The organism is Pirellulales bacterium, from assembly GCA_035656635.1.
Classification (GTDB): domain Bacteria; phylum Planctomycetota; class Planctomycetia; order Pirellulales; family JADZDJ01; genus DATJYL01.
Window position 1 is genome coordinate 60,879 of the sequence record DASRSD010000073.1, and the last position, 21,415, is coordinate 82,293.

Consider the following 21,415-nt stretch of genomic DNA (forward strand, 5'->3'; position numbering starts at 1 on the left):
TGGACTGCCCCTTTACGCGACCATCGTTTGCACCGGGCAGATATGTGGTTTCCCCGACGGGTAGCGTCGAGCGATGTAAATTCACGTTGAAAATTTATTCATACTTACGGTTGGCAACCTCCCGCGCCGGGCACCACCTGGTGGGCCACGTCGTGCGGTTGATTGAATTCCACCGGCGGCACCATGCTGCTTTCGACGATTTTCACATGGTCGACCGGCTTGGGATAACTCATGCCGGGGAATTGCGCCACGCGAATGTTCATTTGCGCCGTCGGCGGCGGAATGTGCATCGGCGTTTCGTTGACCATGACGTGCCTTTTCAAACCGGCCGGCACACCACCGGGAATATACGGCGGGCCAGGCAAGCCGATGGGCGTGCCGCAATAGGGCATGCCGTATTCGGGCACATCCATTCCGGCGATGAATTGCGGCGGCGGCGCTGTCGGCTGGCCAACTTCCGCAGCGATCGAATCACGCGGATGATGGCATGGCGTAGGTCCCCAGTAACCGGCCTGGACCACATCGCCTTCGGGTCCGCCTCCGCCGGATTGCAAATCTTTGTTGCCCAAGCGTATGATCGCCAGAATCGAACCGCGGCGATCAGCTTCCACAATGGGATCTACGCCCGGATCAAGCCGGGTGCTGACCAGCGTTTCGACGCCGGCCAATGCCAATTCCTGATATTGCGGATCGGGCAGGTAAATGACTTTGGTTACAAAGTTGCCCGACAGGACTTGCTTGAAATCGTCGTCGGTCAACTGGAACGGAATGAAATTGTGAGCGATGAACGCTTCGGTGCGCGGCACGGTTGGGGCAACCTCCAGTGTGGGATACAACTCCACGCCGGGATAGCCGGGAATATCGGTGAGCTTGAGCCGGTAAATCGCGCCTTGCGGGAAATTGAACCGGCCGGGCAAAACTAGCGGCTCGGAATCGAACATGCCGTGGCCAGCCACATCCCAGCGCACCCGCATGCCGTCGGGACCCGTGAAGCCAACTTGCGAAGTCGGCGGGGCCATCATCATGGGATACGCACCGCAGGGAGCATATCCGCCCGGGCCCATGCCGGGACCGAAGGGCGCGTGAGTGTAACCGGCCAGCATGACGCCGGGGCCGGGGCCATCGACGCCCGGACCTGGGTGCATAAGCATTTGCGCCGGCGGCAGCACGTTGGTGCGCGGCTCAAACACTGGTTGAAATTTTGCGATATGGTCGAACGGCGAGTTCTGAGGCAAAGCGCAACCGGCGCTCATCAGGGCCGCCCACAACAGGGGCCCAAACCATGTCCGAATTTTCATTTTTCCCCCCTCGTACCAACAAAATTCGACAACGCGAAAATCGAATTCGCCTCGACTGCGAGATTGAAAAGGCGAATTCGCTGGAATTGCTCTTGGGTCGGCGCTTTCGCCAGGCTTAAAATTCCAGCCGGAGAGCATGGCGCGATGAGCGGCCAGCGATCCCCGTGTGGTAATCGTCGGACTGGCATAACAAGTTTCTTTGGCAAATTCCGCAAATCCCATACATGAAGATCATTTTGCCCAGCCTTGCTTGGTTCGCGATATCGGCAGGCTTGGTCTTCGCCCAAAGTCGACCACAGCAGCCCGTTAGCGTTCCGCTGTCGATTAAACCGCCCGAGGTTCCGGCCACTTTACCGAATGTGGGGTCTGCGGCGACGGCACCCTTGGGTTTGTCTGAAGTAGCGTCGAATTTGCCCAGCAGTGCTAGCATTGGCGGTCCGGCAACCGCTTACGGTGCGGCCCAAGCGGCAAACATTTCACCAGCTGCCACGAATCCTGCCGTGACCGGTTCAGCGGCTACGACCGATGCGGTGGCGAGCAATGGCATCGATTTATTCATGCAGCGCGTGATCGGGGCAGGGGAGCAATTGTCGTCTGTCGAGACGCGCATTCGCTATCGCGCGTATCTGTTTGGACAGCAAACTATTGGCACCGGATTGTACCTGCAGCAAGACTCCGGCGAGGCACGAAAATTCCGGTTGGAGTTGAAAACGCCCATCGGCCAACAGTTGATGACCATGCAACAAGTGTGCGATGGGAAATATCTGTGGCAGCTTCAAGACATTCCTAACAAAACGAAAAACAGCACGCCTGATCAAACCACGATTAGCCGTGTTGATTTGCGCAAGGTGCGGCAAATGCTGGCTGATGCGGACCCAAGCTTGCACGTCGACTTAGCGAAGCAATTCGCGTTGGGCGGCTTACCGAAGTTGCTCAATAACTTGCAAAGTTCATTCCGCTTTTCGCGTGTGGAAGCCGGGCGGCTGGATATTTTGCCGGTATGGATCGCCACCGGCACCTGGCGTCCGGAAGCTCTGGCCACAATTTCCAAAGATCTGGCTATGCAAGCTGCGCTCGATCAACCACTGAATGCAAAATTGCTGCCGCCGCAATTGCCCGAGCAAGTGTGTTTGTTTGTCGGGCAGGACGATTTTTTTCCTTATCGCATTGAATACCGCCGCCGGACAGGAACACAAAGCAGGGCAGGGGGAACGGTTCGCGATGACACGTTCTCGATGATTACGGTGGAGTTTTACGAAGTGCGCTTGAACGGGCCGATTAATGCGCGCGAATTCGACTATCAACCCGGCACCGCCGGAGTGGTAGACACGACGGACAACTTCATCAAAGGCCTACAAGAAAAAAAGTGAACCAGCTTCAACGAGATCGATTCAGATCGTGTAAACCCGTCTGGTGCTCGCTGTGAAAACCGGTGTCCGCTCCTCGCCCTTGAGCTAGACTTGCCGCTACGCGCACAGCTTCGACCAAGCCGTGGGTTTCAGCCCTGCCTTGCCAGGCTAAATCGAACGCCGTGCCATGGGCTACGCTGGTTCGCACAATGGGTAAACCCAGTGTAATGTTCACGGCGCGGTGCATGCCCAGCAGCTTAATGGCAATGTGCCCCTGATCGTGATACATGGCCACCACGCCATCGAACTGGCCATCGCGGGCTCTGGTCATCAACGTGTCGGCGGGAAACGGTCCATCAATGGTCAGCCGGGCGCGTTTAGCCTGTTCTACCGCCGGAGCAATCAATCGCAACTCTTCGTCGCCAAACAGACCTTCCTCTCCGGCGTGCGGATTCAAGGCACACACGCCAATTCGAGGCTGCCGGCCTATAAGCGCCGTCATCGTACGATCCAACAGCAGGGCTTTGGTTAAAATGGCTTCGGTCGAAAGATTCCGAAATACGTCTGCCAAGGCCATATGCAAAGTGACGTGAACCACTCCCAGGCCATGTGCGGGGGGCCAAGGCAAGTACAACATCATTGCGAAGTCGCTTGCGCCGCATAGCTCCGCCAACAATTCGGTGTGCCCTGGATAATGATGTCCGGCCCGCCACAGCGCCGCTTTGTGTAACGGAGCGGTAACGATACCCTGCAATTCGCCGGCGAGAGCTAATTTTGCGGCAGTGACGAGGGCGTCATAAGCGGCTTGCCCGCCGCGCGGATCAATGGTTGCAGGCCGCGCATGCAAGACCTCGTCGCTGCCGCAGGACAAACAAGGAATGACCTTAGGAGACGATTTGATTACCTTACTCAGTACCTCCCACGAATCACTCACTATATGGGCTCCCGTTCCCAACAAATCGACAGCTCGTTGTATAATTCCAGGATGTCCCACGACCACAGCGCGACTGCGTTCGTGCAGGGCCGGCTGAGCCCAAGCGCCGACAATGATTTCCGGTCCCACGCCGGTAGGATCACCTTGGGTAATGGCCAACAGGGGTTTGGGCATGAAAGGGCGTGCTAGTGAGAACGAAACCTGCAAAACAAGAAGCTCGAAATGCATCTTGTTTCATCATACGCAGCCGCTTGGCCCGCTGTAATGGCCCTGTAAGTGATTCCGATCCGCGCGTATAAACAAAGCACACGAGTACTCGCATCGTAACCTTGCGGCCTGCCTTCGGCGCTGGGTGAACCGTGCTTAAAACTTCCAGTGCCACTTCCGCACTTAGCACTTCGATGATTCGCATTTTTACCACGCTGGCATGGTTTGCACTGCTAATGATGGTGGCCGCACTCTGTTTGGGGTTATACCTGGGCGATATCCATGGCCAGCGCGATCCTATGGTCCTCCACTTGGCCACCGTACATCGGTTGCTGGGAGCCGCTGCTGCCTTGGTGGTGGTGCTGGTCGATAGCATTGTGGTCACCTACTTCATCGGGACTAGCCGATGGTGTAAAGAAGTGGTGGAAACGTATCACCTGGATGCAAACTTGCTGCGACGCAGCGTTTTACTTAAGCGCCGCACGTTTCCCTGGGCCCTGTGCAGCATGCTAGCCGTGGTGGCTGTAAGCGCGCTAGGCGCGGCGGCTGATCCAGCCTCTGGCCGCTTGGGCACCGAAGCGTGGGTGAGTATTCACCTCGTGGGGGCCCTGACGGGATTGGCTTTCATTGCTGTCTCGTTTTATCTGCAAGCGCAGAACATTGCCTCGCACCACATCGTCATCAACGACATCCTAACCGAGGTTCGCCGCATCCGTGTCGAACGCGGACTGGAAGTATAAGGGCAGGGGGCATCCGTCCTCAGCAAGATCAATAATCGGCCTTGTAGCCAGCGGCCTGCATTTTGCTATACACAACGAGCCGGCAAAAAACATCTGGTGTCCGGCCGCGAATGGCTACATTTGGAAAAAATGCCGAATGAGCCCGACAAACACAAAGCCGATCACCACCGCGCCATACAGCCAAATAGCTTTGCCTTCATGTTCGGCCTCGGGCAGTAAATGGGCGGCGCCGATGAACAGAAAGGAGCCGGAAAAAAAACTAAGCAGCACGGCAATCAAACTCTCCGAAATGGGAATTGTCAGCGCCAGAGTGCATCCCAGCACAGGAGCCACGGCATCGGCCAGCAGCCAACCCAGCGACGCCCGCCAGCCGCCTTTGGAACCTAATACCACTCCCACCGTGGTTACGCCATCGCCAAAATCGTGCGCAAGCACGGCCAGGGCCACCAGCCAGCCCATGGTTGCGCTGGTTTGAAAACCGCCGCCAATGGCAAAGCCATCCAAAAAACTGTGCACAGTGAGGCCAAGCGCGGCAATTGATCCAAACGTTGTAGGGTGATGGTGCCCATGCGAATGCCCATAACGCGCGGCTACGTACTGCGCTCCCACATCGGGCTGGTGAGAATGTGCGGCCGGGGTTTCGGGTGAACGTGCGGCCGGCTCTGCCGGATGCCGCTCGCTGCCGTGGCGCTCCTCATGACCGGCGGCTCCCAAATGAACAAAAAAATCGAGGCTGTAATACAGCAGAAATCCCAGCGCGCAGAAAATAAATACTCGTTCAACGGCGGCCGCTCCCTGCGGCTGGGCAATTTCCAGCGCTTCGGGAAGCAAATCCAATAGGGCGGCGGAGACCAAAATTCCGGCCGACAATCCCATCACTAGGTACAGCCGATTGCGGTGGCGGAGCGCAAACAACCCCCCCATGGCCGTGGAAAAAAACGTGAGTACCGAAAGGAACAGCGCTACCATGGAAAACTTATAAGTCGGCTCAAAAAGCGATGTCGCAACGCAGTTGCAAGAAGGAATCACTATGTCCTAAAGGAGGCACAGTGGCAAGCCCGGTGAGAGGGTGAGGGGCGATACGACACGGCAAAATCCGGCAGCGGGCCAATTTGCATGAAGGTCAGACTTTTCTAGCCTGTCCTATTGACCGACTACCCAAAATCTGGCCAGCTTTTCGGCGGCATAAGGGTCGGATACCATCAATTGTCTGGGAATGTATGGCGGGCGGCGGAATAAATTAATGCGCGCATGTGTTCAACGAGTAAGTCAGGCGCAAGTGGCGGTGGCCGGCGAGATTGCCGGGCACATCGAACACGGTCTGCTGGTGCTGCTAGGGGTTGCCCAGGGCGATATCGATGAGGATGCTACACACCTGGCGCAAAAAATTGTCGAACTGCGCATCTTTCCCGACGACGAAGGAAAAATGAACCGCTCGTTGGCCGAAAGCGGCGGCGGCATGCTAGTCGTGAGCCAATTCACGCTGCTAGGCGATTGCCGCAAGGGACGTAGGCCCAGCTTCATTGAGGCCGCGCCTCCGGACGAAGCGGAACGGTTGTACCTGCGGTTTGTCATGGCGGCGCAGCAGCAAGGCATTCGCGTAGAGACTGGCTGCTTCCGGCAGCACATGAATGTCTTGCTGATCAACGACGGACCGGTCACGTTGCTATTGGATAGCCGGAAAATATTTTAATGCGCGCCGCTTAAGAGGTAAGAAGCACTATGCTGCCAGCGGCCAGCAAATTGTGGCCATAGAATTACAAATTATCGCCGGCTGCCGCCGATCGGTGCCATGCCGTTCATGTTTGCCGGCGGCGGGTTGCTTATGTTTATCATCGGGGGCGCGCCGCTGTTCGAATCGCTGTCGGGCAGTTGCAATTTCTCCAGACCCAGTTTATTTAGCACACGGGCTGCCAGATCGTGCTGCCCGTCGGCCCATGATCCCAAGCGGCTCATCCATACCGGATCGTTCACGGCAAAAAACGTGATGCCGGCAAAAAGCAAATACGTAAGCACATTGGGTCCCATGGCGGGTCCCCAAAATTTCATGGCGGTGCCAAAGCTGCTTTTCAAATGGGGCACTCCTCGGCGAAAGTCGATGCTCCAAATTTCGTCCAGAATTAAATGCGACATGAACCCGACCATGACCGCGCCGGCCACGAAGTACCGCAAATCGGTTCGTTCGCAGCCGAACAACAAAAACGCGGTCTCACCGGCAATGGCACAAGCAGGAAAGCTGTGAAACATTCCGCGGTGCACGGTGAAATGCCGCAACAGCGCCGCCATGCCGAAACGAATGACCAAGTACATGGCGCCGCCCACCAGAATGATCGATTCCAATCCCATGCCCATCGCGCGAAATCGATCGACCATCATCATGGGCACGACGGCGGCGGCGAAGGCCATGCTTTCGCGCAACGGGCGGCCTGGACCGCTATCCAAATCGGGGAGCATGCCCGAAACCCCGCACAAGCCCGCTGCCAAAATGCTGGTGGGCGCAGGAATGTGATACAGGCTGAAGGCCGTGACGCCCCCGCCAATACCCAAAACGGTGCTGGTGGTAATGTGCGTTTTGAACCCGGCCATAATTATAGAGGGAGTCTGGTCAGTAATTGTGAATCGGCCGCGAGGCGAACTGTAACCGAAGTGACCGCCTGACCCAAGACCATCTCCCCTCGCCTGGTCAGCCGATCGAGTGCCTGACTGCCTGGCGAATCTGCCCACTTTTTCGTTCATCGCGGGCAATTGCCATTCGGTGAAAGCAGGCGTCGGATTACAATCCTTTTTACTTACGGCCACATGCGGTCCCGTCCTCAATTGAATTTTGAGCAACCAATCGCCCATGGACTGGTACGATATTGCCATGCTGTGCGTGCTGGGCCTGGCCACGCTGATGGGCGCTTGGAAAGGCATGGCGTGGCAGCTGGCGTCACTGGGTTCCTTGGTATTGAGCTATTTCCTGGCGCTACGGTTTAGCGCGCCATTGGCGCCGATTTTCGGCTCGACCAGCCCATGGAATCGTTTTGTGGCCATGCTGGTGATTTATCTGGCTACCTCGCTGGTCGTGTGGCTGATGTTCCGCATGGTGGCTCGGTTTTTGGATCGCATTAAACTCCGCGATTTTGATCACCACGTAGGGGCCATGTTCGGGTTCGTCAAAGGCGTGCTGTTGTGCTTGGCCATCACGTTTTTTGCCCTAGGGCTTTCCGATACCCTGCGAGATCACATTTTGGCCACCCGCAGCGGTCATTATATGGCGGTGTTTTTGAACAAGGCCGAGGCGATCATGCCACCGGAAATTCACCAAGTACTCGATCCGTATGTAAACAAACTAGAGCAGCGGCTAAACCCCAGGGAACCGTTCCAGCCGAACAATTTGCCCGCCATCGGTCAGCTCGAAGAGAAAGCCACCGAGAGCCTGAAGGCAAGCAACTGAGACAAACATTAGGCCAAGACAACCAAACAACGCCGCGGAAAGCATAAACCGCGTTTTACCAGGAAAAACCGTGTCCGTAACCGAACATAAGAGACATTATCGGACGTTGTAGAGCGGATGTTTTTTGAGCCCTGCCGGCCATTGGATTCGTGTTGGTCGGATGCCAGTTTATTTTCCGACTGACTTTTCTTATCCGGTTTTTTTGCCGCCGTCTCCGAGACCGCCATGGAATGCTTTGGCAGCGTCCGTGGTCGACGACAATCCCGATTCCAGGAACACGCCCATGCGGCGAAACTTTTCATATCGGGCATTTAGCAACTGAGTACTGGGCTTGCCAACTAAATCGCGCAGGCCGCGCAACAGATAGATTTTTAGTCGCAGAGCCATTTGATGGTGGTCGCGATGGGCACCCCCAATAGGTTCTTCAATAACGTCGTCGATTACACCCAACTTCAGCAAATCGCGAGCGGTTAACCGCAGGGCTTTGGCCGCATCTTTTTTGAATTCGCCGCTTTTCCATAAAATGCCGGCACAGCCTTCAGGCCCGATGACCGAATAGTAAGCATGCTCCAGCACGGCCACTTTATCTCCCAAACCAATGCCCAGCGCCCCGCCGGAGCTGCCTTCGCCAATTACCACACAAATAATGGGTGTGGGCAATTGCGACATCAAAAACATGCTTTCGGCGATGGCCAAGGATATTCCCCGTTCTTCGGCACCGATGCCTGGATATGCGCCCGGCGTATCGACCAGGCAAATGACCGGCAGGCCGTACTTGGCAGCCAGACGCATTTTGGACATCGCTTTGCGAAAGCCTTCCGGGTGCGGCATGCCGAAATTGCAAACGTTGCGCTCCTTCAGCGTTTTTCCTTTTTGTTGCCCGACGATCAGCACTTTGTACTGACCGATTTTTGCGAATCCAGTGCGTATTGCCTGATCGTCGCCAAAGGTGCGGTCGCCGTGCAACTCCACGAACTCGTCGAATACTAGCGCCAAATAATCGGTGGTCATGGGCCGATCGGGATGTCGCGCCACTTCCACGGTTTGCCATGAATCTAAGTTAGCGAAGATTTTCTTTTTAAGGTCGCTCACTTCCCGCCGCAATTGGCGCAACTCGTCCTGGTGCTGCGCATTTTTATCGGCGATTGCCTCCAGCGCGGCAACTTTTTCCTCTAACTCGTAAATCGGCTTTTCAAAAGCCAATCGGTTTAATGTGGTGGGCATGTTTGCTCAAACTCGAAATCCGAAGCGCGAAACGAACGTGCATATCTTCCTCACTTGCTTTTTTCTATCACCGGCAGCGAAGGAGGCCGGTTAAACACTTTCATGCCCCGCAATGTTTGCGATACATCGTGCATGGTTTTTGGACGACTGGCAGGATCTTTGGATAGCATTTTTTTAATCAATTCGGCAAAATCGTTCGTTACGTCGCGCCCGGCCGATTGTAACGGCGGCGGCGGATTGCGCAAATGTTTGGTGAGCAAATCCTGGGTGGTGGGGCCAGTAAAGGGCGGTTTGCCGGCGATCAACTCGAACAGCATGCAGCCGAGGCCGTAAATATCGGACCGCTCGTCGACCCTCTTTCCGCGAATTTGCTCCGGAGACATGTAGCTGCGCGTGCCTTGTATTTTCATTTTGCTGGGCAACAACTTGCCGAGCAACCCTTTTCGGCGTTCGGCCAAGGCGAAGTCGATTAATTTTAGGGTTCCCTCCTTGTTCATCAAAAAATTATCCGGTTTCACGTCGCGGTGAATCCACCCATGCGAGTGCAAATATCCCAACGAAGCGGCAGATTGCTCGGCAATTTGCGGCAAGTAATAAGCCAGCCCTTCGACTCCTACCTGCAAAAAAAACTGCTTGATATTTTGGGCCGGAAATAATTCCATCACCAAAAACACGGTACCACGAAAATCTTGATAATCGTACACATGGATCACATGCGGATGCTCCAGGCCCCGCCCCACGGAAAACTCGCGCTTCAACAATCCCACTTGCTCACGGTTGCCGGAATACTCGCCGACCAAAATTTTCAATGCCCGATGTTGGCCTTGATCGTCATCAATGGCATCCCAAACCTGGCAACTGCGACCGGTTCCCACCATGGACAACAGCCGATATCTACCAACCCGAGTATGCGGAGACAATTCCACAGATGTATTGCTCGTGGGTGTGAATCAAATATTCCTTGCCCAAACCATTTAGTTTAACTGCCCTTTGCCAATCAAACAATCGCGATGTGGCCATGCCAACAGGCACCCTCGGCAGCGGTGGCATCTCAATAGCCCACACTGACAAGAAACAATCCTTGTGGCGGCGCCGTGGTACCGGCGCGGCGTCGATCGCAGGCCGCCAGAACTTCGGCCACCCAAGTTTCGCTTTGCCTTCCCTGCCCGATCTCCACCAGCGTGCCTACGATATTGCGGACCATGTTATATAAATAACCATTGGCTTCGATTTCTAATTGCACAACATGATTCTGGGGCGGGTCCCATCGGCGGAGCGATAAATCGTAAATAGTTCGTTCCGTGGTTTCGCGCTCCGATCCGCTGGATTGAAAACTGATGAAATTATGCCTGCCCACCAGCGCCGCAGCGGCATGCTGCACGACAGGCACATCGAGCCGATTGTACAACTGCCAAGCGTACCGCCGGCGGAATACATCACGTACCCGGGTGTCGTACATGATGTAGCGATAGCGCTTTCGCATGGCATCACGCTGGGCGTGAAAATTGCCTGGTACGTCTTCCACGGCAAGTGCCGCCATGTCGTGCGGCAGTTCGGCATTCAGTGCCCGCCACAGCACTTCGGCCGGTAAGACGTTGGCTGTTTCGAAGCTGACAATCTGTGCGAGCGCATGCACGCCGGCATCGGTCCGGCCGCTGGCAGCCACACGAGAAAACTGTCCGGTGACTTTGGCGATCGTCTGCTCCAGCGTATTTTGCACTGTGCGCTGGCCGGTTTGAAACTGCCACCCGGCGAAATCAGTGCCGTCGTAAGCCAGCGTGAGTTTGATGTTACGTAGCACAACAAAATCATCAAGCGTTTTGCAGCGCCTTGCTTCGCACCAACAGTTCGGCAATCTGCACGGCGTTGGTGGCGGCGCCTTTGCGCAAATTATCGCTCACGCACCAGAAGGCCAGGCCGTTGGGACTGGAAATATCTTCCCGAATGCGGCCGATGAATACATCGTCGCTGCCATCGCAATCTTTGGGCATCGGGTATTGCTTCCGTTCCAAATCATCGACAACCGTAATGCCTGGGAAGGCGGAAAACAACCGCTTGGCATCTTCCACGCTCAGCTTCCGTTCGGTCTCCACTAAAATGCTCTCGCTGTGGCAATTGCTGACCGGCACGCGTACACAGGTAGGGCACACTTGAATCGATTCGTCGCCGATAATTTTTCGCGTCTCCAGCACCATTTTCATTTCTTCAGAAGTGTAACCATTATGCTTGGGCCCGCCGATGTGCGGGATGAGATTGAAGGCAATGTCGTGAGCGAAGGTTTCGTTGTTGTGCTGGCCGCCGGCCAACTTCGCTTTGGTGCCGTTTTCCAAATCCCGACAACCCGCCAAACCCGCGCCGCTGGCCGCTTGATACGTGCTGATCACCACTCGCTTCACCCGGGCCGCATCGTGCAGCGGTTTGATGGCCACGACCAATTGAGTGGTGGAGCAGTTCGGGCTGGAAATAATTCCTTTGTGATTGAGCGCCGCATCGGGATTCACTTCCGGAATGACCAGCGGGACTGTGGGGTTCATCCGCCAATAGCCGCTTTCGTCGACCACGACACAGCCGCGCTCCACGGCCCAAGGAACAAATTCCTTGGCCGCTTCGTCAGGCGTGCTACCGATGGCCAAGTCGATGTCATTAAACGAATCGGGCTGCAGCTTTTCAACCATGTGTTCCTGTCCGCGGAATTTAATTTTGCTGCCGGCCGAACGGCCCGAAGCCAAAAACTTGATTCGCTGCGCTGGAAAATCGCGCTCATCCAGCAGTTGCAAAATGATCCGCCCGACTGCTCCCGTGGCTCCGACAATGGCAAGCGACTCAAACACAATCGGCTCCTTTTGCTGCAATAAAACCGTCTCGCCCTGTTCTAATCTATCCTCCCAACCCCAATCTCAACCCCTAATGATGACCCTCCAGTATACTTTCGGGTTCGCTTTCCGGGCAATGGCTTGCATCCGGAGGTTCCCCATGCATTCGTCGTCTGATGTTCGTACATTGTGTTGATGGCAGTCGGTGCTGTCGAACTCGAACATTTGTTCGATGTGGTGCAGCGAGACCCAAATGGTTTGGCCTTCGTACCCTTTCCACTTCGGACTGAGGGCAATTCCTTTTCCTACCAAAAATGTTTTGCCGCCGACGGTTTGCACGCGAAGTTTCTGCAAGTCAAGCGTCCCGTTCGTCGATCGCCCTGTCGATCTGGATGATGAGCGCTTTCCCTTCAAAGCGATTGGCATCCGTTTCTTGCCGCCAAGGCTTACTGTCAGAGCGATCCGACTGCTTCGCCCCCCTGCCCTGCCACACCGCAATCGCCAAACTGCTAAATAGTGTCAGCGTTATCACAGCAACCAAGCGACGTGCATTCATCGCAACACCTCAAGCTTGAGTGAATGAATGATAAAAGGCGCGGAAATTCCACGCCACGAACAAAGAAAAGAATTGCAAACAATATAAACCGCTGGAAGGAGGAAGAGTATCAACCCAGCGATTTTGACGGGCCTACAGTCGAGCAGCGGTCAGCGAAGCGTTTCCGGCGCCCTGCCCTGACCGCGAAGAAGGCTTGCTGCTACCGGCGCGTTCAGGCCGTTTTTGTCCAGACGAGGTTTGTCGATCAGACGATTTCTGAGAATCGGCGCCGTCTTGCGGCTCCGACTGCCGATCGAGCAAGCGCCGCACAATCCACGGCGAAACGAACGACAGGTTGGCAATAATCATCGCCAGGCCGAAGGTCCACATGCCGAGAAATAAGCCAATACCTAAATGCATTCCGATGCCAATGGCAATGACGATGGGTCGCGTCAGCCGCGGCCATACCAGGGTGCAATAGGTTAATTCCCAAAACACGGTTATGTGGGTTAGCATTGAGGCTAACGCACGGTAATGAATCAGCCATGTCGCCCCGAGTGATTGATACTCCAAATTTGCTGTGGCCATTAGTATGGCATCACCATTCCACCACAGCGGCCCTTGCGCTTTGCCAATGCCTGAGAAGAAATATTCGACGCACAGATGCACTTGCAGAAGACGAATGGCGATGTTCGCGCCAATGCTAGGCGCAACGGCGAAAGCCCCCCCTGTCCTGCGGTGCTGTAACCAACGATCGACCGAGTAAGCCGCGCCGCATGGGCCGACCATTAAATACATGGCTAACATGCAATTGGTATCGTCTAGCCCGAATTGTGTCAGTGAGGCTCGATGGGCATACGACACCGTGGCCAAAAAAGCCAACACCGACATTGTGCGGCTCCACAGTCCAACCGTCAAAAGCGCGAAGACTATTAGCGCCGCAATGTGCGCGGTCCACAGCAGTGCCGGCGAATGGATCCAATAGAAATAACTCCACTGAAACGGTGAAGCGCCCGGCAGCTTATTTATGGTGGCTGGTGTGAGCCAGGCCTGATCGCCGAAAAATCCGTTCAAATCATGCGACCAAACCAAATGCGTATAGAACAGCATGGCGCCGGCGAACAGGCGAATCATGCCCAATGTGGCCGGATCGGTGGGCGAAAACCAAAATCGGTTCCATCCAGCCAGCGTGCCTCGCTCTAAATCACGACAGTATCCGCTCAGCAAATTCATAGCGGTTCTGCCTTGTATGTTTGGCTCCACAGTGTGTGATACAAGCTCGGCGTGGTCAGTGGGCGGTCGTGCAATAAATCGTCCGGACTGGGCAGCTCATGCCGTACCAGCTCCAGCGTGACCTGCTTGGCGCCAGTCTGCCGAAATAACTCTTGTGCATAGGAATGCGCCACGTCCAAAAACGTGTTGCGATTCAATTGCCAAATGCGGTGTTCTTCCGGCAGATCGGTGGGGGCCGGCTCGTCGGCGTCCCAAAACCGATTCAATTTTTCGCTGAGCATGAAAAAGCGATGATAATACAGCCGCGGCCACTCGGTTTTCAGATCCGGAAAAATTCCAGTGTTGGTGGTGCCATCGGGCAGGACCAACTGGTAGCGTACTAGATGGCCGGGCGAGGGAGCCGGCGCGAAGAAGCGGTATCCGTGATCGAGATACGCCATGTCTAGATACGGACTGAATGCCGAAGCGATGCCCCGCTGCAATTGGCTAGGCGCCGCATCTCCGAAAGGCACCGCCATGGGCGCCGCGATAACGGCGGTCAGATGTGCCAGCAAAGCAACACTAATCAACACTTTCCACCGCAGCGCCAACGTTCGTGGGACAGATGGCTGTTTTTCCGATTGCGGAATCGAGGCGTTTTGGAGAGAGCTTGCCATTACTGAAAATTATCGGCCGCACTGGCCTGCGGCAGCCAATGGCTCGATGGATTTAACAATTGTGCCGATGATCCAGTCTGCATCGGCGCTCCCGTGTCGCGGCTCTCGGAACTAAACAAAAACGCCCCCGCACGGAAGGCCGTGCGAGGGCGTGGGCTCTAGTTGCAAACTTCGAGGATGATGGCGCTCCGCGAGCCACTTTAGCGAGTGACCGCAGCGGTGGTAGCAACCGGGTTCGAATTGAAATCGAACGTCAGGTCGCGAACTTCCCCGCCGGTGAGCGTGATCGTTTCATCCTTGCTAACATCACGTCCGTCGATGTTGGAAACCACGCGTACCGTGTAGTTTTTCCACTCGGCGCCAAGGACCAACTTCGACGTGGTAAATTCACGCACTTCGCCCGTCGCACTGGTACCGCTGCCGGCCAAATACACCTTTGCATCGGCGGGCACGTGGAGGGTCAGCTTTGTCTTGGCTTTGCTGCCAGCGGCGACCGGGGCTTCCTTATTTCCATCGAAATTGAACAGGAGATTTACTTGTTCTCCAGGACCTAAAGTGATGGTCTTAGTTTCGGTAATCGGATTGCCGTCGCGGACCATTTCCGCGCGGACTTCGTATTCGTACCGATTGCCCGCAGTGAGACCACGGCTGACATATTGCCGTTCGGTTCCGGTGCTGGTGGTTTCGGTCCCGTTCACAAAGATTTTCGCTTCAGGCGGCACGCTGACGTTCAACAGCGCGGTTTGGCTGCCGTCGATCGCGCGATACATGCTGCTGGACATCGGAGCAGGAGTGTTCGGCGGAGTCGGCGGAGTGGTGCCGCCGGCAGGAGCAGACGGCTTCTGTTGCATTTCCATGCTCGGTTCGCCGTCATAAATTACGGTGCCGCTTGACGAAGACGAGGAACTGCTGCATCCCAACCACTGGAAGAAGAAGATGAGCTGGAGCATCCCCAGTAGCCGCCACTGGAGCAACTACAACCCCAAGAAGAGTAGTAAGCATGATGTCCACCCCAGCCACCGCTGGAAGAGCTGCTACTGCATCCCCAGCAGCCGCTGCTGGAGCAACTTGAGCCCCAGTAGCCGCCCGACGACGAACAGCAACCCCAACCGCCAGAAGAACTCGATGAGCTCGAACCCCAGCCGCCGTGGAAATGCGCCAACGAGCTTCGTGCATCGACAACCAGGCCGGCCACTGCGAAGGCCGCGGCAAACATCCACTTGGTTAAATTCCTGCGCAACATAACTGTTTTTCTCCAAGAAATGCGTAAAAAGTTGCAACTGGGGCTCCGCCACCTCACCCCAAAACATACAAACCCTAGCATGCAAATCAAGTAGAATGGGTAATTTTTTCCGGTTAAGAACTGTGGTTGGCTTCGTTGGCACCTACTCCAAACACAATGTTTTTGGCTGGCCTCGGTTCCCATGCCGCCCTGGCGTCTGATTGTCGCAAGATCTTTTTCATTAAGCACTTAAGTCATTCGTTGGTTCAAATTACCTATTCCCCACGATCAATGATCACGGCTGCACTGGAATAACCGTTACCGTTGACCCAAACGGCAGTTTTTAACACTATTCGCTTCCCCGGGGGTTGGTCACACGTACAAGAGACGAATTACCGTTTGGCGGCTAGTTAGCGCCCTATGCCGGTGGTCTATGCAAACTTGGTTAGTCGCACGCCGCTACCCCTGGTTGATTCTCACAGTCGCCATCGTGCTTTTGTTCCTGGGCTGGAAGGTGCTGGCTCGGTGCGAGCAAATCAATGACGGTGCCAATCGATTGGTTCCGCAACAAGTAGTGTGGTCGATCCTGGGCTTGGGGTTGCTGGTCCTGACGAGCCTGCTCGATTACCGGCATTTCGCGCGTTACAGCTCGAAAATGTACTGGGTTACCGTCGGCTGCCTGGTGGCGGTTTATTTTTTTCCGACGATTAATGGCGCCCATCGCTGGATTCGCGCCGGCGGATTGGGATTGCAGCCCTCAGAATTTGCCAAAGTGATTTTGGTTATTTCGCTGGCTCGATTATTGATGCACCAGGATCTGCCCGCCGGATTTGTGCACACCATGTTGCGTCCGCTGGGCATGACCGCACTGCCGATGCTTTTGGTATTGAAAGAACCCGATTTGGGCACCTCGCTGGTTTTCTTGCCGGTGCTTTTTGCCATCTTGTTTGTGGCGGGCGCTCGACGGCGCGATATGTTCCGCTTGGCAGTGGCGGCGGTGTTGTTGCTGCCGCTGCTGTGGGCCCAGATAAGCCACGACCAGCGTTCGCGCGTCATAGCGCTATGGGAACAAAATCCTCCTCGCGAACCGGCTACGTCCGACGGATTCCATCTCGATCAGGCGAAGCGAATGCTGTCGCTAGGAGAAGTTTGGGGAAGTATTTTTTCGCCGGTTTTGGACGACGATGCCATCGCAGCTCGGCTGCCGGAGGCACAAACTGATTCGATCTTTTGCGTGCTGACCGAACGGTTTGGAATAGCCGGCAGTGGATTTGTATTGCTGCTGTTTGCTAGCCTGGCTGCCAAATGTTTGCACGTTGCCGGTCAAACCGACGAGCGTTTTGGCCGATTGTTGACCGTGGGCGTGGCCGCACTGTTTGCTTCGGAAGTGTGCATCAACGCCGGCATGATGGTCGGCCTGCTGCCGGTTACTGGGCTGGCGCTGCCTCTGTTCAGCTATGGCGGCTCCGATTTAATCGCCCATCTGTGGGCGCTGGGATTGGTGGCCAGCGTGGCAAGGCGACGAGATGCGCTGATGTAGGAAATTGAATTTGCCAATGTGGTGCAACGTTTTTCTGCGGGTTGTTTGCCGCCCAATATAGCATTGGGCCGACAAATGGAAAGAAACCGCCCCTTTTCGATCGCACTTCTTCGATCGTCCGCGCTACTTCGACAACCGCGGGACTGGCCCAAATTGCTGCTAGCTACATCTTCGCCATAAGTGTATATATGTACACTAAATGCGGGTTGGAGTTTTTGCAGGTCTGCAAGCGGAACTTTCATCATAGGGAGCAGCATAATGGCTCGCAGCAAAGGCATTCATCAGCATCCTTTTTTTAAGCTCGGCAAAGCCCCAGTCCGGCGTGATCCGCGGACAATGAAATTTGCCTCATTAGTGAAAGCGCGGATAACGATTCCCAAAGAGTATGATTTCGACGCCCAACATCGTGGGATTCCTACCCCCATGTTCGCCAACGACCGATACGGCGATTGCGTGATGGCCGGCCGCGCGCATCAAACGCTGCGGTTTGAACTGGTGGAACAAAAGAAAATTATTTCCATTTCCGATCAAGATGTGATTCGCGAATATTTTGAGGAAACCGGCGGCGCCGATACCGGACTGGTGGTACTCGACTCGTTACAAAAATGGCAATCCGCGGGCTGGTTGGTGGGCGCTGCCAACTACAAAATTCGAGGCTATTCTGAACTGGAGTTGGCCAACCACGACCAGGTGAAGCAGGCGATTGTGCTCGATTTGGGAGTCGGTCTGGGTTTGAGTTTGCCCCTTTCGGCCCAGGTTCAATTTCAAACCGGCAAACCATGGGATGTGGTCCGCGGTCCGCGTGGTGCCGTCAACTCTTGGGGTGGGCATTACGTGTTTGTGCCGGGCTATACTACACAAGGCCCGGTGTGTGTGACGTGGGGCCGCAAACAACAAATGACGTGGGCATTTTTCGATAAGTTTTGTGATGAAGCCTACGCTATTATCGACGCGGTGGATACGCAAAAAATCAAGCAGAACATTGATGTCAATAAATTGGAGGAATTAATTGCTGTGCTTGCGGCACGCTGAATATCGAACTGCCACTTTGGTTGATGACCAACCAACGATCCGCGGCGCACGAATCATTTTGTCTCAGCCGGTTACGAAAACCTTAATATTTGTAGTCGGCGTATTAGCCGGCTGGTCCCTGATGAACAATAAGCATGAACGGATAGCGGGGACAGCGATCTTGTCGCAAGGAGTCGCAATTAACATGTTAGATTGCCGGACTCAACGGTCCATGCTGAGTCATCATGCGCACTTCCAAGCGTGAGAGCTGCGCGACAATACAAATCATTTTTCGTCGAACAGAATCGCGCTCCTGGCTGGAAAGACGCAAGATTTCCTGCTCCATTTGATCCAGGGTTTGTTCCGCGCTGCCATGATCACACTCCAGCGCCGCCGCCAAGGCGTCCATGCACAGCCAGAGATTTTTGTAATTGTTCCCCATGGCACTGTAGCTCAACATTTTTCGGATTTAGTACCGGCGCGATACCAAAAAGCCGAAAATTTATTTCTGCAAAGAATGCGCCGACCGCAAAAAAAAACATAAAAAATCGGCCCTACATCGGCTGAAAATGGGAGTCCAGTGGCACAGAAGTTGAAGCAGTAGGAGAGTTTGCCTACGTAGTGTTATGGCCTTGCAACCGAGATCGGTAACGGATTACTTTGCGGCCGGCCGTTTCAGGGTTAAATCCCATTGCGTGCCGAAACCATTGACAATGAGCTTGATTTCGTTGCCGCTGAGCAATCCCTTGTGCTTGATCGTTTCGTTGCCGAATTCAACATCGAACGAAACATCGTTTCCCTTTACAGTGCCATGGGTAATGGTTCCATCGCCTTGTGGGCTCTTGACAGTGCCGGTGAGCTGTTCGCCATCTAGCTTTAAATCGAATTTCAGCAGCAAATCGTTGCCGGCTTCATCCTTGAACGTCGCCTCCCAAGCGCCAGAAACATCCACGTGGGGGCGGGACAGCGTGTATTGCCGATCGCCGAACGGTCCGCCATGCGATTTCACTTTAATTTTTCCGTCTGCGTATTTGCCCTCGTACGATACGTCGTTGTTAGCGATGGCAACCTTGTAAGAAATGACCATTCCATCAACTTTTCCCTCCTTCAATTCGAGTTTTCCGCGAGGGCTTTCGACGGTGCCGGTAAGTTTGTCGCCTGCAATTTGGAAGCTGTATTTCAAAACAATTTCGTTGCCGTCAGGAGTCGTGAATTTGGTTTCCCATGGGCCCGTTAAATCGACAACTCGCGAAATGGTGTATTCGCGGTCTTTATCCGGCATGTGCGAGACGATTTTGATTTTGCCGTCGGCCAGCTTGGCATCGTGTAGAATGTGAAAATCACCGAACGAGATTTGAAACTTGATCGCATCGCCCTCGACGATGCCATTCTCAAGACTCAGTTTTCCGGCCGGCCCTTCCACTGTGCCCAAAAGCTTGTTGCCGTCGACGTTCAAATCATACAACAAATCGATATCGGCACCATTTTCATCTTTAATTTTTCCTTTCCACAGTCCATTAATCTCCGCTGGCGTTACCGAGGCGGCGAGAGCGAAATGGATGGCGGTCTGCAGCGAAAACACAACGCACAGTGCAACGCCAACAGCAACGCAGGCACGCTTGTTCATGAATTTCCCCTTGTCGCATGAACACAGAGAATGTGTATGGCAGAAGAGTAGCTATATTTAACTCTCCCCCCAAAAAGATCGTCAAGCGGGGAAGCCAAAAAAATCGCTTGACTATATGCCGCGCGCAGGCCACCGCAGCTTAAAAAGAAATCCGAATTCGCAGTGTTGCAAAAACGCGCAACCGAAAAGATAGCAAACTTACTCCAGGCCAGGAACTGTGCGATATTTATACAGTCGGCCAGCCAACCTAACGCGCGATCGGTCGCACCGAAACATCGTCAACCGAAAATTCGCCGACGGCGCCGAGCAATCCGATGTGCATAATGCACTTGCTGGCTTTGGCAGGCACAGGAAGCTTGTCGGTTACGCGCTGCCAATCGAACGTGCCGCGATACGGCCCGGAAAAATTGCGCCCAATAATGGCCCAATTGTCGTCGTAATACGTGAGTGAAATTTGCGGTAACTGATCGACCGTGGGGCCTGCCTTAATATCACGCCCGCGAATCATGGCGCTAACTTCCAGCTGGCCAATTTTCTTGCCGTCGACTGCAAATCCTTGCAGCGCGCGGCTCGTGCGGCCCGGCACGTCGTTCGTAAATGTAATGTAACGCTTGCCCTCCGGAGCGTCGTTGGCTTCAACCACTTTCATCAATCGGCAATAATACCAACCGCGTGGTTCGCCATCGTCGCCTACGGGTTCTTCAAATCCGCCATGCACAATTTGTGGACGCAGCGGATCGGGCTGCACCTCGCGACCGGCTTCGGCGGTGCCGGTCATGGGCACAAACAACGTGGGCCGCAACGGCTCAGCGACCAATTGGCCATTTTTCTTCGTGTAGCGATACAGCATTTGCTCGAACCGTTCACCGACGGGAATAATCATTTTTCCCCCTTCTTTGAGCTGTTCGACCAGCGGCTGCGGCACTTTTTCCGGCGAACACGTGACGATAATTTTGTCGAACGGCGCATGCTCCGGCCAGCCTTGATAACCATCGCCGATTTTCACGTGCACGTTCTCGTACTTCAATCGTTTGAGCGTTTGCTCCGCCCGTTTGCCCAGAGGTTCGAGAATTTCGATTGTGTACACGTCTTTCACCAGCGGGCTAAGCACGGCTGCTTGGTAACCGCTGCCGGTGCCAATTTCCAATACCCTGTCGGTGAGTTGGGGGTCCAACTGTTCGGTCATGTAGGCCACGACAAACGGACCACTAATCGTTTGTTGTTCGCCGATGGGGAGCGACATGTCGTAATAGGCGTTTTGACGCGATTGCAACGGAACAAATTCATGCCGCGGCGTATCTCGCATAGTTTGAATGACGCGCGGATTTTTCACGCCTCCGCCAATAATGTCCTCTTCCACCATCCGCTGGCGGGCCTGTTCTAGCGGCATTTTGCTCTGGGCCGTGGTGTACGAGGGAGAAAGCCCCCATGTCACCAGCGATAGGCATAATATGGATTGCAGAATCCAGATCGACGCAGCGGACTGCCGCGAGCAGCTAAATGTGGTCAACATGGCAGGCACCGTGGTCGTGAAAATGATAATGATAAAGGAAATGATCGGATGCGCATGAGAAAAAAGCCCTGAGTCTG

At 54.8% G+C, this 21,415-nt stretch carries 23 protein-coding genes; 6 read left to right on the forward strand and 17 right to left on the reverse strand.

Features of this window, described 5'->3' with window-relative positions; genetic code table 11:
- Positions 1 to 104: 104 nt before the first annotated feature.
- Positions 105 to 1,520 carry a hypothetical protein gene (locus VFE46_06750; GenBank protein HZZ27691.1) on the reverse strand — a complete coding sequence of 472 codons (1,416 nt, stop codon included), beginning with the start codon at positions 1,518 to 1,520 and terminating at the stop codon, positions 105 to 107.
- Positions 1,521 to 1,522: 2 nt separating this feature from the next.
- On the opposite strand from VFE46_06750, the gene VFE46_06755 reads away from it, so the two are divergent.
- Complete coding sequence (locus VFE46_06755) at positions 1,523 to 2,668, forward strand: hypothetical protein (protein ID HZZ27692.1); 1,146 nt, start codon at positions 1,523 to 1,525, stop codon at positions 2,666 to 2,668.
- A gap of 7 nt (positions 2,669 to 2,675) precedes the next feature.
- Here the strand turns inward: VFE46_06755 and pdxA are convergent, their stop codons facing one another.
- On the reverse strand, positions 2,676 to 3,755 hold the full coding sequence (gene pdxA, locus VFE46_06760) for a 4-hydroxythreonine-4-phosphate dehydrogenase PdxA (GenBank protein HZZ27693.1): 1,080 nt from the start codon (positions 3,753 to 3,755) through the stop codon (positions 2,676 to 2,678).
- 185 nt (positions 3,756 to 3,940) lie between these two features.
- On the opposite strand from pdxA, the gene VFE46_06765 reads away from it, so the two are divergent.
- Entirely contained in the window at positions 3,941 to 4,528 is a 588-nt protein-coding gene (locus VFE46_06765; GenBank protein ID HZZ27694.1) for a hypothetical protein, read from the forward strand.
- 114 nt (positions 4,529 to 4,642) lie between these two features.
- On the opposite strand, the gene VFE46_06770 is transcribed toward VFE46_06765, so the two are convergent.
- Positions 4,643 to 5,497: a ZIP family metal transporter gene (locus VFE46_06770; protein ID HZZ27695.1), complete on the reverse strand. Its 855-nt coding sequence runs from the start codon at positions 5,495 to 5,497 to the stop codon at positions 4,643 to 4,645.
- 274 nt (positions 5,498 to 5,771) lie between these two features.
- Here VFE46_06770 and dtd point away from each other — a divergent pair, with 274 nt between their 5' ends.
- The gene (gene dtd, locus VFE46_06775) at positions 5,772 to 6,221 is read left to right on the forward strand and encodes a D-aminoacyl-tRNA deacylase (GenBank protein ID HZZ27696.1); all 450 of its coding nucleotides are present in this window, start codon (positions 5,772 to 5,774) and stop codon (positions 6,219 to 6,221) included.
- Positions 6,222 to 6,292: 71 nt separating this feature from the next.
- Here dtd and VFE46_06780 read toward each other — a convergent pair whose 3' ends face one another.
- Positions 6,293 to 7,114 carry a metal-dependent hydrolase gene (locus tag VFE46_06780; protein HZZ27697.1) on the reverse strand — a complete coding sequence of 274 codons (822 nt, stop codon included), beginning with the start codon at positions 7,112 to 7,114 and terminating at the stop codon, positions 6,293 to 6,295.
- A gap of 256 nt (positions 7,115 to 7,370) precedes the next feature.
- Here VFE46_06780 and VFE46_06785 point away from each other — a divergent pair, with 256 nt between their 5' ends.
- Complete coding sequence (locus tag VFE46_06785) at positions 7,371 to 7,964, forward strand: CvpA family protein (protein ID HZZ27698.1); 594 nt, start codon at positions 7,371 to 7,373, stop codon at positions 7,962 to 7,964.
- 189 nt (positions 7,965 to 8,153) lie between these two features.
- Here the strand turns inward: VFE46_06785 and VFE46_06790 are convergent, their stop codons facing one another.
- From VFE46_06790 to VFE46_06835, 10 genes are all read right to left on the reverse strand, one after another.
- Positions 8,154 to 9,188, reverse strand: a complete 1,035-nt coding sequence (locus VFE46_06790; protein HZZ27699.1) for an acetyl-CoA carboxylase carboxyltransferase subunit alpha — start codon at positions 9,186 to 9,188, stop codon at positions 8,154 to 8,156.
- Between the two features lie 50 nt (positions 9,189 to 9,238).
- Positions 9,239 to 10,114 (reverse strand): serine/threonine-protein kinase, encoded by an 876-nt coding sequence (locus VFE46_06795; GenBank protein HZZ27700.1) that lies wholly within the window; start codon positions 10,112 to 10,114, stop codon positions 9,239 to 9,241.
- Positions 10,115 to 10,239: 125 nt separating this feature from the next.
- Positions 10,240 to 10,989: a tRNA pseudouridine(38-40) synthase TruA gene (gene truA / locus VFE46_06800; protein ID HZZ27701.1), complete on the reverse strand. Its 750-nt coding sequence runs from the start codon at positions 10,987 to 10,989 to the stop codon at positions 10,240 to 10,242.
- A 10-nt stretch (positions 10,990 to 10,999) separates the two neighbouring features.
- Positions 11,000 to 12,019, reverse strand: a complete 1,020-nt coding sequence (locus VFE46_06805; protein ID HZZ27702.1) for an aspartate-semialdehyde dehydrogenase — start codon at positions 12,017 to 12,019, stop codon at positions 11,000 to 11,002.
- A 66-nt stretch (positions 12,020 to 12,085) separates the two neighbouring features.
- The gene (locus tag VFE46_06810; protein HZZ27703.1) at positions 12,086 to 12,355 is read right to left on the reverse strand and encodes a hypothetical protein; all 270 of its coding nucleotides are present in this window, start codon (positions 12,353 to 12,355) and stop codon (positions 12,086 to 12,088) included.
- 1 nt (position 12,356) lies between these two features.
- A complete protein-coding gene (locus VFE46_06815) occupies positions 12,357 to 12,557 on the reverse strand; it encodes a hypothetical protein (GenBank protein HZZ27704.1) in 201 nt (66 codons plus the stop codon).
- 132 nt (positions 12,558 to 12,689) lie between these two features.
- On the reverse strand, positions 12,690 to 13,769 hold the full coding sequence (locus tag VFE46_06820; GenBank protein HZZ27705.1) for an HTTM domain-containing protein: 1,080 nt from the start codon (positions 13,767 to 13,769) through the stop codon (positions 12,690 to 12,692).
- Positions 13,766 to 14,425 (reverse strand): hypothetical protein, encoded by a 660-nt coding sequence (locus VFE46_06825; protein HZZ27706.1) that lies wholly within the window; start codon positions 14,423 to 14,425, stop codon positions 13,766 to 13,768. The genes VFE46_06820 and VFE46_06825 overlap by 4 nt, the downstream gene beginning before the upstream one ends.
- 200 nt (positions 14,426 to 14,625) lie before the next feature.
- Entirely contained in the window at positions 14,626 to 15,375 is a 750-nt protein-coding gene (locus VFE46_06830) for a TIGR03000 domain-containing protein (GenBank protein HZZ27707.1), read from the reverse strand.
- Between the two features lie 84 nt (positions 15,376 to 15,459).
- Positions 15,460 to 15,705: a hypothetical protein gene (locus VFE46_06835; protein ID HZZ27708.1), complete on the reverse strand. Its 246-nt coding sequence runs from the start codon at positions 15,703 to 15,705 to the stop codon at positions 15,460 to 15,462.
- A 375-nt stretch (positions 15,706 to 16,080) separates the two neighbouring features.
- Here VFE46_06835 and VFE46_06840 point away from each other — a divergent pair, with 375 nt between their 5' ends.
- Both VFE46_06840 and VFE46_06845 read left to right on the forward strand, forming a co-directional pair.
- On the forward strand, positions 16,081 to 17,187 hold the full coding sequence (locus VFE46_06840; GenBank protein ID HZZ27709.1) for an FtsW/RodA/SpoVE family cell cycle protein: 1,107 nt from the start codon (positions 16,081 to 16,083) through the stop codon (positions 17,185 to 17,187).
- A gap of 258 nt (positions 17,188 to 17,445) precedes the next feature.
- On the forward strand, positions 17,446 to 18,219 hold the full coding sequence (locus tag VFE46_06845; protein HZZ27710.1) for a hypothetical protein: 774 nt from the start codon (positions 17,446 to 17,448) through the stop codon (positions 18,217 to 18,219).
- A gap of 187 nt (positions 18,220 to 18,406) precedes the next feature.
- On the opposite strand, the gene VFE46_06850 is transcribed toward VFE46_06845, so the two are convergent.
- The 3 genes from VFE46_06850 to VFE46_06860 all read right to left on the reverse strand — a co-directional run bounded on the left by VFE46_06850 (position 18,407) and on the right by VFE46_06860 (position 21,338).
- Positions 18,407 to 18,658, reverse strand: coding sequence for a hypothetical protein (locus VFE46_06850; protein ID HZZ27711.1), 252 nt, complete (start codon positions 18,656 to 18,658; stop codon positions 18,407 to 18,409).
- 195 nt (positions 18,659 to 18,853) lie between these two features.
- Positions 18,854 to 19,825 carry a hypothetical protein gene (locus tag VFE46_06855; GenBank protein ID HZZ27712.1) on the reverse strand — a complete coding sequence of 324 codons (972 nt, stop codon included), beginning with the start codon at positions 19,823 to 19,825 and terminating at the stop codon, positions 18,854 to 18,856.
- A 247-nt stretch (positions 19,826 to 20,072) separates the two neighbouring features.
- Entirely contained in the window at positions 20,073 to 21,338 is a 1,266-nt protein-coding gene (locus VFE46_06860; protein HZZ27713.1) for a protein-L-isoaspartate(D-aspartate) O-methyltransferase, read from the reverse strand.
- Positions 21,339 to 21,415 lie beyond the last annotated feature (77 nt).